Source organism: Enterobacter sp. QK-SA4, from assembly GCF_056856775.1.
Genome location: NZ_JBXFXH010000007.1, coordinates 4,739,034 through 4,751,855, shown reverse-complemented (window position 1 = coordinate 4,751,855; position 12,822 = coordinate 4,739,034). Strand labels below are relative to the sequence as shown.

Annotated in this window: 12 protein-coding genes; 7 read left to right on the top strand and 5 right to left on the bottom strand. The window is 55.5% G+C overall.

Features of this window, described 5'->3' with window-relative positions; genetic code table 11:
- Window positions 1-105: 105 nt before the first annotated feature.
- The 6 genes from glmS to phoU all read left to right on the top strand — a co-directional run bounded on the left by glmS (window position 106) and on the right by phoU (window position 6,848).
- Complete coding sequence (glmS, locus tag AC1VYI_RS24455) at window positions 106-1,935, top strand: glutamine--fructose-6-phosphate transaminase (isomerizing) (protein ID WP_134866992.1); 1,830 nt, start codon at window positions 106-108, stop codon at window positions 1,933-1,935.
- Window positions 1,936-2,256: 321 nt separating this feature from the next.
- Window positions 2,257-3,297 carry a phosphate ABC transporter substrate-binding protein PstS gene (gene pstS, locus AC1VYI_RS24450; RefSeq protein ID WP_008500186.1) on the top strand — a complete coding sequence of 347 codons (1,041 nt, stop codon included), beginning with the start codon at window positions 2,257-2,259 and terminating at the stop codon, window positions 3,295-3,297.
- A 128-nt stretch (window positions 3,298-3,425) separates the two neighbouring features.
- Window positions 3,426-4,385 (top strand): phosphate ABC transporter permease PstC, encoded by a 960-nt coding sequence (gene pstC, locus AC1VYI_RS24445; protein ID WP_023309793.1) that lies wholly within the window; start codon window positions 3,426-3,428, stop codon window positions 4,383-4,385.
- Entirely contained in the window at window positions 4,385-5,275 is an 891-nt protein-coding gene (pstA, locus tag AC1VYI_RS24440) for a phosphate ABC transporter permease PstA (RefSeq protein ID WP_023309794.1), read from the top strand. The genes pstC and pstA overlap by 1 nt, the downstream gene beginning before the upstream one ends.
- A gap of 47 nt (window positions 5,276-5,322) precedes the next feature.
- A complete protein-coding gene (gene pstB, locus AC1VYI_RS24435; protein ID WP_010426574.1) occupies window positions 5,323-6,096 on the top strand; it encodes a phosphate ABC transporter ATP-binding protein PstB in 774 nt (257 codons plus the stop codon).
- A 26-nt stretch (window positions 6,097-6,122) separates the two neighbouring features.
- Window positions 6,123-6,848: a phosphate signaling complex protein PhoU gene (gene phoU, locus AC1VYI_RS24430; RefSeq protein ID WP_008500182.1), complete on the top strand. Its 726-nt coding sequence runs from the start codon at window positions 6,123-6,125 to the stop codon at window positions 6,846-6,848.
- Between the two features lie 44 nt (window positions 6,849-6,892).
- Here the strand turns inward: phoU and yieH are convergent, their stop codons facing one another.
- On the bottom strand, window positions 6,893-7,558 hold the full coding sequence (yieH, locus tag AC1VYI_RS24425; RefSeq protein WP_226484444.1) for a 6-phosphogluconate phosphatase: 666 nt from the start codon (window positions 7,556-7,558) through the stop codon (window positions 6,893-6,895).
- A gap of 163 nt (window positions 7,559-7,721) precedes the next feature.
- Between yieH and adeP the strand changes: the two genes are divergently transcribed.
- Window positions 7,722-9,059, top strand: coding sequence for an adenine permease AdeP (gene adeP, locus AC1VYI_RS24420; protein WP_148660542.1), 1,338 nt, complete (start codon window positions 7,722-7,724; stop codon window positions 9,057-9,059).
- Window positions 9,060-9,150: 91 nt separating this feature from the next.
- Here adeP and AC1VYI_RS24415 read toward each other — a convergent pair whose 3' ends face one another.
- The 4 genes from AC1VYI_RS24415 to AC1VYI_RS24400 form a co-directional block, all read right to left on the bottom strand.
- A complete protein-coding gene (locus tag AC1VYI_RS24415) occupies window positions 9,151-9,717 on the bottom strand; it encodes an NADPH-dependent FMN reductase (RefSeq protein ID WP_134866990.1) in 567 nt (188 codons plus the stop codon).
- Between the two features lie 36 nt (window positions 9,718-9,753).
- Window positions 9,754-10,500, bottom strand: coding sequence for a 4'-phosphopantetheinyl transferase family protein (locus AC1VYI_RS24410; RefSeq protein ID WP_226484446.1), 747 nt, complete (start codon window positions 10,498-10,500; stop codon window positions 9,754-9,756).
- 122 nt (window positions 10,501-10,622) lie between these two features.
- On the bottom strand, window positions 10,623-11,594 hold the full coding sequence (gene yidZ / locus AC1VYI_RS24405; RefSeq protein WP_482883236.1) for an HTH-type transcriptional regulator YidZ: 972 nt from the start codon (window positions 11,592-11,594) through the stop codon (window positions 10,623-10,625).
- On the bottom strand, window positions 11,563-12,738 hold the full coding sequence (locus tag AC1VYI_RS24400) for an MFS transporter (protein WP_134866989.1): 1,176 nt from the start codon (window positions 12,736-12,738) through the stop codon (window positions 11,563-11,565). The genes yidZ and AC1VYI_RS24400 overlap by 32 nt, the downstream gene beginning before the upstream one ends.
- Window positions 12,739-12,822 lie beyond the last annotated feature (84 nt).

Here is a 12,822-nt window from a genome sequence, read left to right as displayed (position 1 = left end):
CCCATAAAAATAACCCCACTCTCTACAAGGCTCGGGGCGCCCGGAAAGGGTAAATACAGGTCAGCGACAACGCAGGCATAATGCCTAAATTCGGAATCTAAAATTATGTGTGGAATTGTTGGCGCAGTTGCGCAGCGTGATATTGCTGAAATCCTTCTCGAAGGTTTACGTCGTCTGGAATACCGTGGTTACGACTCAGCCGGTCTGGCTGTCGTCGATGCAGAAGGTCATATGACCCGTCTGCGTCGTCTCGGTAAAGTGCAGATGCTGGCCCAGGCCGCGGAAGAACATCCGCTACACGGTGGGACCGGTATTGCTCACACCCGCTGGGCGACGCACGGCGAACCGTCTGAAGGTAACGCGCACCCGCATGTGTCTGAACACATTGTGGTCGTGCACAACGGCATTATCGAAAACCACGAACCGCTGCGCGAAGAACTGAAAGCGCGCGGCTACACCTTCGTCTCTGAAACTGACACCGAAGTGATTGCTCACCTGGTGCACTGGGAGCTGGAGCAGGGCGGCACGCTGCGTGATGCGGTGCTGCGTGCTATCCCTCAGCTGCGCGGTGCGTACGGTACGGTGATCATGGATTCCCGCGATCCGTCCACATTGCTGGCAGCGCGTTCCGGTAGCCCGATGGTTATCGGTCTGGGCATGGGCGAAAACTTCATCGCTTCTGACCAGCTGGCGCTCCTGCCGGTTACCCGTCGCTTTATCTTCCTCGAAGAGGGTGATATCGCGGAAGTGACCCGTCGCAGCGTGACCGTCTTTGATACCAAAGGCGAGCAGGTGAAACGTCAGGAGATTGAATCGAATCTGCAGTACGACGCGGGCGACAAAGGCGCTTACCGTCACTACATGCAGAAAGAGATTTACGAGCAGCCAAACGCCATCAAAAACACCCTGACCGGGCGCATCAGCCACGGTGAAGTGGATCTGAGCGAGCTGGGCGCAAACGCGAACGAACTGCTCGGCAAGGTCGAGCATATTCAGATCGTGGCCTGCGGCACCTCATACAACTCCGGTATGGTCTCTCGCTACTGGTTTGAATCCCTGGCAGGCGTGCCGTGCGATGTGGAAATCGCGTCTGAATTCCGCTATCGCAAATCCGCGGTGCGTCGTAACAGCCTGATGATCACCCTTTCCCAGTCTGGTGAAACGGCGGATACGCTGGCAGCGCTGCGTCTGTCTAAAGAGCTGGGTTACCTGGGCTCTTTGGCTATCTGTAACGTTCCTGGCTCATCGCTGGTGCGTGAGTCCGATCTGGCGCTGATGACCAAAGCGGGCACCGAAATCGGTGTGGCCTCTACCAAAGCGTTTACCACTCAGCTGACCGTTCTGCTGATGCTGGTGGCGAAGCTGGCGCGTCTGAAAGGTGAAGATGCGTCCGTTGAGCACGACATCGTTCACGGCCTGCAGGCGCTGCCGAGCCGTATTGAGCAGATGCTGTCTCAGGACAAACGCATTGAAGCGCTGGCGGAAGATTTCTCCGACAAACATCACGCCCTGTTCCTGGGTCGTGGCGATCAGTATCCGATTGCGCTGGAAGGCGCGCTGAAGCTGAAAGAGATCTCCTACATTCACGCTGAAGCCTATGCGGCTGGCGAGCTGAAGCACGGCCCGCTGGCGCTGATTGACGCGGATATGCCGGTCATCGTTGTGGCACCAAACAACGAACTGCTGGAAAAACTGAAGTCTAACATCGAAGAAGTGCGCGCCCGCGGCGGTGTTCTGTACGTCTTCGCCGACAAAGATGCCGGTTTTGTCAGCAACGACAACATGCATATCATCGAGATGCCGCATGTGGAAGAGGTGATTGCAGCAATCTTCTACACCGTTCCGCTGCAGCTGTTGGCCTATCACGTTGCGCTGATCAAAGGTACCGACGTTGACCAGCCGCGTAACCTGGCGAAATCGGTTACCGTAGAATAATCCCTTCAGGCTCCACCTTCGGGTGGAGCTTTTTTATCCTGCCCGGCTTGTTCTTCATCAATCCTTTCTCGTTTTTAATAATGACAATTTGTCATCTTCAGCTACTTTTTTCAGTGTCACATAAAGAAAATATTTCTGAAAACGCCTTGTCATAAAAGCGGCTAACGCGATGAAAAATAAGCTTTCTTTTGCTTATTTTTAAGTGAAATTTACGTTGTCATAAAACTGTCATAATTCGTACATTTATCTGTCACCTGTTTGTCCTATTTTGCTCATCGTAGCCACTAAACAACGATTTACGAAAATCTTGCAGGAGACATTATGAAAGTTATGCGTACCACTGTCGCAACTGTTGTCGCCGCGACCTTATCTCTGAGCGCGTTCTCTGTATTTGCAGAAGCAAGCCTGACTGGCGCTGGTGCAACCTTCCCTGCGCCGGTGTATGCCAAATGGGCGGATACCTACCAGAAAGAAACCGGTAACAAGGTTAACTATCAGGGTATCGGCTCCTCCGGTGGCGTTAAACAAATTACCGCGAACACGGTTGATTTCGGCGCATCAGACGCTCCGCTGTCTGATGACAAACTGGCTCAGGAAGGCCTGTTCCAGTTCCCTACCGTGATCGGTGGCGTGGTCCTGGCCATCAACCTGCCGGGCGTGAAGTCGGGTGAACTGGTGCTGGACGGCAAAACGCTGGGTGACATCTACCTGGGCAAAATCAAAAAATGGGATGACGAAGCGATCGCTAAACTCAACCCAGGTCTGAAGCTGCCTTCTCAGAACATCGCCGTGGTTCGCCGCGCGGATGGTTCCGGTACCTCTTTCGTGTTCACCAGCTACCTGGCAAAAGTGAACGAAGAGTGGAAATCTAAAGTCGGCTCCGGCTCTACCGTTAACTGGCCAACCGGTCTGGGCGGTAAAGGTAACGACGGTATCGCCGCGTTCGTACAGCGTCTGCCTGGCTCCATCGGCTACGTAGAGTATGCGTACGCGAAGCAGAACAACCTGTCCTACACCAAACTGGTTTCAGCCGACGGCAAACCGGTTAGCCCAACCGAAGAGAACTTTGCTAACGCCGCGAAAGGCGCTGACTGGAGCAAATCCTTCGCGCAGGATCTGACTAACCAGAAAGGCGAAGGTGCGTGGCCAATCACCTCTACCACCTTCATCCTGGTTCACAAAGAGCAGAAGAAACCTGAGCAGGGCGCCGAAGTGCTGAAGTTCTTCGACTGGGCGTACAAAAACGGCGGCAAACAGGCTAACGCCCTGGATTACGCTACCCTGCCGGACAACGTGGTTGAGCAGATTCGCGCTGCATGGAAAACCAACGTGAAAGACAGCAGCGGTAAAGCGCTGTACTAACAGGATATATTTAACGAAGATGGCGGGTGGCGCTGCGCTTACCCGCCCTACGGTTTAAGCTGTAGGCCCGGTAAGCGTCAGCGCCACCGGGCATATTCGTAAAAACGTCTCAAACAGAAGAGTAATTTATGGCTGCAACCAAGCCTGCATTTAACCCTCCGGGTAAAAAAGGTGACATGATTTTCAGCGCGCTGGTGAAACTGGCTGCGCTGATTGTGCTATTGCTGCTGGGCGGCATTATCGTGTCTCTGATTTTCTCCTCATGGCCGAGCATCCAGAAATTCGGTTTTTCCTTCCTGTGGACTAAAGAGTGGGACGCGCCGAACGATATCTACGGTGCCCTGGTGCCGATTTACGGCACGCTGGTGACCTCGTTCATCGCCCTGCTGATTGCGGTTCCGGTGAGCTTTGGTATTGCCCTGTTCCTGACGGAGCTGGCGCCGGGCTGGCTGCGACGCCCGCTGGGTATTGCCATCGAACTGCTTGCGGCTATTCCAAGTATCGTTTACGGCATGTGGGGCTTGTTCATCTTTGCTCCGCTGTTCGCCACGTATTTCCAGGAACCGGTCGGTAACGTGCTTTCCGCCATTCCGTTTGTGGGTGCACTGTTCTCTGGCCCGGCTTTCGGTATCGGTATTCTGGCGGCAGGTGTGATCCTCGCCATCATGATTATTCCGTACATTGCGGCGGTTATGCGAGATGTCTTCGAACAAACGCCGGTGATGATGAAAGAGTCGGCCTACGGCATCGGCTGCACCACCTGGGAAGTTATCTGGCGCATTGTCCTTCCGTTCACCAAAAATGGGGTGATCGGGGGCGTGATGCTGGGCCTGGGTCGTGCGCTGGGTGAAACCATGGCGGTCACCTTTATCATCGGTAACACCTACCAGCTCGACAGCGCGTCGCTCTACATGCCGGGTAACAGTATTACCTCGGCGCTGGCGAATGAATTTGCGGAAGCGGAATCGGGGCTGCACGTGGCGGCGCTGATGGAGCTGGGTCTGATTCTGTTCGTTATCACCTTCATTGTTCTGGCGATTTCCAAGCTGATGATTATGCGCCTCGCTAAAAATGAGGGAGCACGCTAATGGCAACTCTCGAAATGCAAGCTACCGCTGAACTGGCGGAATCCCGCCGCAAAATGCAGGCCAGACGCCGCATGAAAAACCGTATTGCCCTGTCGCTCTCTATGGCGACGATGGCATTCGGCCTGTTCTGGCTGGTCTGGATCCTCTTCTCGACGGTCGTTCGCGGGATTGACGGGATGTCACTGTCGTTGTTCACCGAAATGACGCCGCCGCCGAACACGGCGGGTGGTGGCCTGGCGAATGCCCTGGCGGGCAGCGGCTTGCTGATCCTCTGGGCGACGGTCTTCGGCACGCCGCTGGGCATTATGGCGGGCATCTACCTGGCAGAATACGGTCGTAAATCCTGGCTGGCCGAAGTCATTCGCTTCATCAACGACATTTTGCTGTCTGCACCTTCTATCGTCGTGGGTCTGTTTGTTTACACGGTGGTGGTGGCACAGATGGAACACTTCTCCGGTTGGGCGGGTGTGATTGCACTGGCGCTGCTGCAGGTGCCGATTGTTATTCGTACCACCGAGAACATGCTGAAACTGGTGCCGGACAGCCTGCGTGAAGCGGCTTATGCGCTGGGTACGCCGAAATGGAAGATGATTTCTGCGATTACGCTGAAGGCGTCCGTCTCCGGGATCATGACCGGTATCCTGCTGGCGGTAGCGCGTATTGCGGGTGAAACGGCGCCGCTGCTGTTTACGTCTCTCTCCAACCAGTTCTGGAGCACGGATATGATGCAGCCGATCGCCAACCTGCCGGTGACGATCTTTAAATTTGCGATGAGCCCATTCGCGGAATGGCAGCAGCTGGCCTGGGCCGGGGTGCTGATCATTACCCTTTGCGTACTGTTGCTGAACATTCTGGCGCGCGTCATTTTCGCGAAGAAGAAACACGGTTAATTTTTTACGGCGCGGCAGCTCGCGGCGCCGAATGAGGAAATGAGTCAATGAGTATGGTTGATACTGCCCCGGGTAAGATTCAGGTTCGTGATTTGAACTTCTACTACGGCAAATTCCATGCCCTGAAGAACATCAACCTGGATATCGCGAAGAACCAGGTCACGGCATTTATCGGTCCGTCAGGTTGTGGGAAGTCCACGCTGCTGCGTACCTTTAACAAAATGTATTCGCTCTATCCGGAGCAGCGCGCTGAAGGCGAAATTATCCTGGACGGCGAAAACATTCTGACCCAGGCGCAGGATATCGCCCTGCTGCGCGCCAAAGTGGGGATGGTGTTCCAGAAACCAACGCCTTTCCCGATGTCAATTTACGATAACATCGCGTTTGGAGTGCGTCTGTTTGAAAAACTCTCCCGTGCCGATATGGACGAGCGCGTGCAGTGGGCTTTGACCAAGGCCGCATTATGGAACGAAACCAAAGATAAGTTGCACCAGAGCGGTTACTCTCTCTCCGGTGGTCAGCAGCAGCGTCTGTGCATTGCGCGCGGTATTGCTATTCGCCCGGAAGTGTTGCTGCTGGATGAGCCGTGTTCAGCGCTGGACCCGATCTCAACCGGCCGTATTGAAGAGCTGATCACCGAGCTGAAGCAGGATTACACCGTGGTTATCGTGACCCATAACATGCAGCAGGCTGCACGTTGTTCCGATCACACGGCGTTTATGTACCTGGGCGAGTTGATTGAGTTCAGCGATACGGACGCGCTGTTCACCAGGCCCGCGAAGAAACAAACCGAAGATTATATTACTGGCCGCTACGGTTGATTTGCCTTAGTGCATGTGGAGAAACCATGGACAACCTCAATCTTAATAAACACATTTCCGGCCAGTTCAACGCAGAGCTGGAAAGCATTCGCACCCAGGTAATGACCATGGGCGGCATGGTCGAGCAGCAGCTTTCTGATGCGATTACGGCAATGCACAACCAGGACAGCGAGCTGGCGAAGCGCGTCATTGAAGGCGACAAAAACGTCAACATGATGGAAGTCGCTATCGACGAGGCCTGCGTGCGCATTATCGCGAAACGCCAGCCGACGGCGAGCGACCTGCGTCTGGTGATGGCAATCATCAAGACCATCGCCGAGCTGGAGCGTATTGGTGACGTTGCGGATAAAATCTGCCGCACCGCGCTGGAGAAATTCTCTCAGCAGCACCAGCCCCTGCTGGTGAGCCTGGAGTCGCTGGGCCGCCACACCGTGCAGATGCTGCACGACGTGCTGGATGCCTTTGCGCGTATGGATCTGGACGAAGCGGTGCGTATCTACCGTGAAGACAAGAAGGTCGACCAGGAGTATGAAGGCATCGTGCGTCAGCTGATGACCTACATGATGGAAGATTCACGTACCATCCCAAGCGTACTGACCGCCCTGTTCTGCGCGCGCTCTATTGAGCGTATCGGCGACCGCTGCCAGAATATTTGCGAATACATCTTCTACTTCGTGAAAGGTCAGGACTTCCGTCACGTGGGCGGCGACGAGCTGGACAAGCTGCTCGCGGGTAAAGACCCGAAAGAGTGATGTTTGTGGCGGGTAGCGCTCGCGCTTACCCGCCCTACGTTAGCTTAACGCGTAATATCCCACCCGCGCGCCTTCCACAGCGCTGGCAGCTGCGCCAGATCGGTAAAGGTCGTCACGTTCGGATGATCGATCGGCTTGTTGTGCGGGTCGGCGCAGAAGTAAAACACCTCCATCCCCGCATCAATCCCCGACTGCGCGCCCGCAGACGAGTCATCCACCAGAATGCAGTTCTCTACGTTGACGTTCATCGCTTTTGCCGCATGGAACATCAGCGCCGGATCCGGCTTCCAGCGCTGTATATCGTATCCGCTGAACAGTTTTTCCGGAAAATGGTGCAGCATCTCAAGCTTGCCCAGCGAATGCTGCATTTTGCTGACCGGGCCGTTAGAGACGACGCAGACAGGCACCGTCATCGCATCCAGCAGCGCGTTTGCGCCCGGAATGACCTCCAGCTCCGAATCAAACAGGCGTGCGACCTCGGCGCGGTACACCGGTTCCAGATCGGCTTTCGCCAGATCCACACCGTGTTCTTCGTTAATGATGTCGATGATCTCGTAGAGCTTCACGCCCTTAAAGCGTTTAAACACCTCTTCGAGCTCCAGCGTAATGCCAAATTCCTTGAACATAGTGACATACGCGCGGGAACAAATGACCTCACTGTCGACCAGCGTACCGTCGCAGTCGAAAAATACCGCTTCAATTCCGGACATGCCTTTCCCTTTTAACAAGTTTAACGTTTACGTACGGCAGTTCGCCGGGACGCAATCGTTGCCGTATAAGCAAATCAATGAAAAAAGTATCACGTAACCGCCACTATTGTCGCATTTTGGTATAGGATAGCGACGAATTTTCCCTCCTTGTTCGGAATTGATGATGAGTCAACAACACACTACCCAGACGTCTGGTCAGGGTCTGCTTGAGCGCGTTTTTAAACTGCGCGAGCACGGCACAACGGCACGCACCGAAGTGATCGCTGGTTTCACCACCTTCCTGACGATGGTCTATATCGTTTTTGTGAACCCTCAAATTCTGGGCGTTGCTGGCATGGATACCAGCGCCGTCTTTGTAACCACCTGCCTGATTGCGGCCCTTGGCAGCATTCTGATGGGTGTGTTCGCTAACCTGCCGGTTGCGCTGGCACCGGCGATGGGCCTGAATGCGTTCTTCGCGTTCGTGGTAGTTCAGGCGATGGGTCTCCCGTGGCAGGTTGGCATGGGCGCCATCTTCTGGGGCGCGGTTGGCCTGCTGCTGCTGACCATTTTCCGCGTGCGTTACTGGATGATTGCAAACATTCCCGTGAGTCTGCGCGTGGGCATCACCAGCGGTATCGGTCTGTTCATCGGTATGATGGGGCTGAAAAACGCTGGAGTTATCGTGGCTAACCCGGATACGCTGGTGAGCATCGGTCACCTGACCTCTCATAACGTGCTGCTGGGCGTGCTGGGCTTCTTTATCATCGCGATCCTGGCTTCCCGCAATATTCACGCGGCGGTGCTGGTCTCCATCGTGGTCACCACCCTGCTGGGCTGGATGCTGGGCGACGTTCACTATAACGGTATTGTCTCCGCGCCACCGAGCGTCTCTACCGTGATTGGTCACGTCGATCTGGCGGGTTCCCTGAACCTGGGCCTGGCGGGCGTGATTTTCTCCTTCATGCTGGTCAACCTGTTTGACTCCTCCGGCACGCTGATTGGCGTGACCGACAAAGCGGGCCTGGCGGATGAGAAAGGCAAATTCCCGCGCATGAAGCAGGCGCTGTTTGTGGACAGCGTCTCCTCTGTGACCGGCGCTTTTATCGGAACCTCGTCCGTTACCGCGTACATTGAATCGTCTTCCGGCGTGTCCGTGGGCGGCCGTACCGGCCTGACCGCGGTGATTGTGGGTATTCTGTTCCTGCTGGTGATCTTCCTCTCTCCGCTGGCGGGTATGGTTCCTCCGTATGCGGCAGCCGGCGCGCTAATCTATGTGGGGGTGCTGATGACCTCCAGCCTGTCACGCGTGAAGTGGGATGATTTAACCGAAGCGGTGCCGGCGTTTATTACCGCCGTGATGATGCCGTTCAGCTTCTCGATTACCGAAGGTATCGCGCTGGGCTTTATCTCTTACTGCGTAATGAAGATTGGTACCGGCCGCTTCCGCGACCTCAGCCCGTGCGTCATCGTTGTGGCGCTGCTGTTTGTGCTGAAGATTGTGTTTATTGATGCCAAATAAACAGCAAGCCCTTTTCGAAGAAAAGGGCTTTAGTGTTTGCACCCTCTCCCGTGGGAGAGGGCTGGGGTGAGGGCATCAGGCCGCAATAAGCTTACGCCTTCACCCGCTTAATATAATCCCCAAACGCCGTCAGCTGGCCAGACAGATGATCGCGCGTGCTCTGATCCACCACTTCACCCGTTTGTGGGTCGACCTTGTTCTGAATCACACCACCCATAAATTCCGGCTTGTTCATGACCATCGCATCCAGGAATACCAGGATCTGGCGTAGATGATACTGGCAGCGCGCGCCGCCAATCGCGCCCATTGAGCTGCTCTGGATCAGCACCGGCTTACCTGCCAGCGGCTGCTCAGGTAAACGGGACAGCCAGTCGATGGCATTCTTCAGGCCACCCGGAACCGAATAGTTGTACTCCGGCGTGACGATGACCACGCCGTCGGCTTGGCGGATCTGCTCCGCCAGCGCCTCAACGCTCTGCGGAAAACCCTCTTCCTGCTGTACGTCAGCGTCATACAGCGGAATATCGCCAATAGACGGCAGGGCGCTAATTTCCATTCCTGCCGGTGCCAGCTGTGGCAGCGTGCGGGCAACCATCCCGTTAAATGAACCTTTGCGCAGGCTTCCCAGTAACGTAACGACTTTCAACGTATCAGACATGATTACTCCTGTTTCATCATGATGACCCTGATCGGATCAGCTAAGGGTGAATGTTTTTTCTGCCGGTAAACTGGTTAAACGCATCAGGCGTGCGGCGGGCTCGTTGGCGCGCTCGGGCACATCAGGAAGGCTACGCCATCCCTGTTGGCTGTCAAATTCCCAGATTTTCATGCGTTCGATGGCGGGGGTAACCGCAATGGACCAAATGAGCACATCCTCTGCGTCGCTGAGCGCCTCTACCAGCGTGGCCTGAGTGGCGCGCAGACGTCCGGAGCCTGGAAGCAGTTGCAGCATGCTGGCGTCGTCTGAGGCGCATCCACAGAGCTTGCGAATGCTCTGGCGCAGGGTAATGAGCTGGGCTCGGGCTTCGACAGGATCGTTCTGATTGCGTACCCACAGCTTCTCATTGCTGGAGAGCGGATAGTCTTCATGCGCATTACCGCCATGGAAGCTGCGCGTCGCGCGCTGAAGTTCCATATCCAGCCCACAATACCCTTCGGTGGTCAGCGCGACGCCAATGATATTGCCCGCGTAGGCAATCGAAAAACGAGGGAGATCCGGGTCGGCAAAGACCGGGCGGCCTTCGGGTTGGGTAATGATATTAGGCAGCTCGCTAGTGCCGTACAGCATAAACAGCAGTTCTGCGAGAAGCGCTCTGGACGCTAAATACCGCGTTCTGCGGTGTTCCGGGAGAGTGAGTGCTTCACTGTGACAGGCTGAAGAAATTCTTGCCGATACGAGACGTCCTTCCGTAAGTATCCCTCTTGCAAAGTGCGTAGCCATTTTTCGCTCCTTGATAATGGTCGTAATCGGTTAAACGGTTACATGATTATCGCTTAACTTGACTCCTGTTTTAATCAGTAAATGGGAGTAAGAGAAGCCTCAGGACCGAACTTTACATTTTCTTAGGCAAAAATTGGATCGCTGGCACCGTACAGCGCCTTGATGGTTTCCCGCAGCCAGAGGATTTTCGGATTATGGCTGTTCCGTTTATGCCAGATCAGCGTGAAGGGAACGGTAAGCTTTTCAGCCTGCGCTTCGTCAATGGGAATGGGCAGCGCGATCAGCTTCCGCTGGTGGAGTTGATTGTAGTGATGACAGTAGTGCGGAGCCGTGGCGATATAGTTGTGACCGGGCTGCGCTGCCATAAACATCGACTGCTCAAAGCCCGGCACGCTCATGGCAATGTTTCTCTCCCGACCCATCTCCTTTAGCACTTCGTCCAGTGCCCAGGTGTCGCTGCGTTCCCAGAAGATGCTGATGTGCGGGTAGCGCAGGAAGGTCTCAAGATTCCATTCGTCCTGTAGCGCGGGGTGATCCTCACGCAGATACACGCACGGACGGTCGCTGAACAGGATCTCATAGTCGATGAACCACGGCATTAGCTTCAGCAATTCACGCGATCGCGGGTGCGTTTCGCGTCCGGTGAATCCCAGATCCACCTCTCCGCGCGTAATGGCGTCCAGCGAGTCATAATCCCAGTGACGCATCTTCACCGTAGCCTGCGGATAGCGCTGGTTCACCTGCTCCAGCAGGGCGTTAAAGCGGATCAGCATCAACGGCGTTTCGGCGGCCAGCACAAACGTTAGCCCGCCCGGGGAATCATGGTGGAATTTATCGAGGATCTGGTTGCCGATTTGCATCCAGTCAGCCAAATCCTGCTCGAGGCTTACCGTCAGCGGGGTCGGCAGCAGCCCCAGCGGCGTTTTGACAAACTGCGGGTCGTCAAACCAGTCACGCAGCTTGGCCAGCGATTTACTCACCGCAGACGGCGTCACGTTCATCCGCTTCGCCGCTTTGGTGACGCTGCGCTCCTGCAGCAAAAGCTGCAGGCACAGCAACAGGTTAAGATCGAGACTGCTGATGGGCTTCTTCATAATGCGCCGCGGGCTGGATGACCATAAGTAAGGTAATGCACAGTATGCTACAGCCAATCAGAACCCCGATCAGCATATTCAGCGCGTTAAGCCCGATGACCGCCGCCAGCCAAATCCACAGCGACGAGCCGCAGACCTGCGCAATTCCCAGCACCGAGCTTGCCACGCCTGCCCGCAGCGAGAAGGGGCCAAGCGCCTGGCTCATCGCCACGCCAAAGCCAACCGAGAACCCGGCACAAATAAGGGTAATACCCGCCAGCATCACCGCATGCGAGCTGATGGTTGCCAGGATCGCGCCAGCCGTGAGGAATAAAACCTGTGAGGTCAGCATCAGCGTGCGCTGGCTGAAAACATTTAGTGCAAACGGGGTGGAGAACGAGACTGCCATACTGACCATGGCGGTTAATGCCATCACCGTTGAATACTCACCCCGATCGAAGCCCATGGTTTCCATCAGTAAAACCGGGGAAACGTTTACATAGGTCAGGATCACCGCCACGCTTAACGTGGTCACGGTCAGACGACTGAGGAAAAAGCGGTTAAGCAGCTTCTCGGCTGGGTGAATGGTTGCGGTATGACCGGTATTCTGCGAGCCCGGGTGGGTCTCTTTCAGCACGGCGATAGACAGGATAAACACCAGCGCGCCCATCGCCGCCATGGTCCAGAACAGGCTCTGCCACGGGAATTTCAGCATGATCAGATATCCCACGACCGGGGCCAGCACCGGGATAATGCAGGTAATACCGTTCAGCATCGAAAGCACCTTAGCGCGACGCTGGGCGCTTAAGGTGTCGCGCAAAATGGCAAACGCGACGACGTAGCAGCCACCGGCGCCAATGCCCTGGATAAACCGTCCGGCCAGGAACAAGGTGCTGCTTTGGGCCTGTGAGCAGAGAAGAGAGGCCAGGGAAAAAATGATGGCGCCGCTTATCGCGACGGGTTGACGGCCTGCCTTATCCGCGATCTTCCCGGCAAAGACCATAGACGACGCCATCCCCGCGAGGTAGGCCGAAAACGCGATGTGCAGCTGCGCTTCGCTGGCGCCCAGATCGCGGGCGATGTGCGGCAATCCCACCAGATACATATCAATGCCGGACGGATAAAGCAGAACTAAAGCGAAGCTACAAAACAGAAAACGCGCCATAAACCCCCCATAGATGCAGGCATGCAGGATAGGGGGTGAAAAGGGATTAGGCGAGTTGCCATTTGGACAATGGTGATTTCCCTG

Coding starts and splice junctions, on each gene's coding strand:
- AC1VYI_RS24410 (WP_226484446.1), bottom strand. CDS start 10,500: ATGGCTACGCACTTTGCAAGAGGGATACTTACGGAAGGACGTCTCGTA.
- pstB (WP_010426574.1), top strand. CDS start 5,323: ATGAGTATGGTTGATACTGCCCCGGGTAAGATTCAGGTTCGTGATTTG.
- phoU (WP_008500182.1), top strand. CDS start 6,123: ATGGACAACCTCAATCTTAATAAACACATTTCCGGCCAGTTCAACGCA.
- pstA (WP_023309794.1), top strand. CDS start 4,385: ATGGCAACTCTCGAAATGCAAGCTACCGCTGAACTGGCGGAATCCCGC.
- AC1VYI_RS24415 (WP_134866990.1), bottom strand. CDS start 9,717: ATGTCTGATACGTTGAAAGTCGTTACGTTACTGGGAAGCCTGCGCAAA.
- yidZ (WP_482883236.1), bottom strand. CDS start 11,594: ATGAAGAAGCCCATCAGCAGTCTCGATCTTAACCTGTTGCTGTGCCTG.
- yieH (WP_226484444.1), bottom strand. CDS start 7,558: ATGTCCGGAATTGAAGCGGTATTTTTCGACTGCGACGGTACGCTGGTC.
- adeP (WP_148660542.1), top strand. CDS start 7,722: ATGAGTCAACAACACACTACCCAGACGTCTGGTCAGGGTCTGCTTGAG.
- pstS (WP_008500186.1), top strand. CDS start 2,257: ATGAAAGTTATGCGTACCACTGTCGCAACTGTTGTCGCCGCGACCTTA.
- pstC (WP_023309793.1), top strand. CDS start 3,426: ATGGCTGCAACCAAGCCTGCATTTAACCCTCCGGGTAAAAAAGGTGAC.
- AC1VYI_RS24400 (WP_134866989.1), bottom strand. CDS start 12,738: ATGGCGCGTTTTCTGTTTTGTAGCTTCGCTTTAGTTCTGCTTTATCCG.
- glmS (WP_134866992.1), top strand. CDS start 106: ATGTGTGGAATTGTTGGCGCAGTTGCGCAGCGTGATATTGCTGAAATC.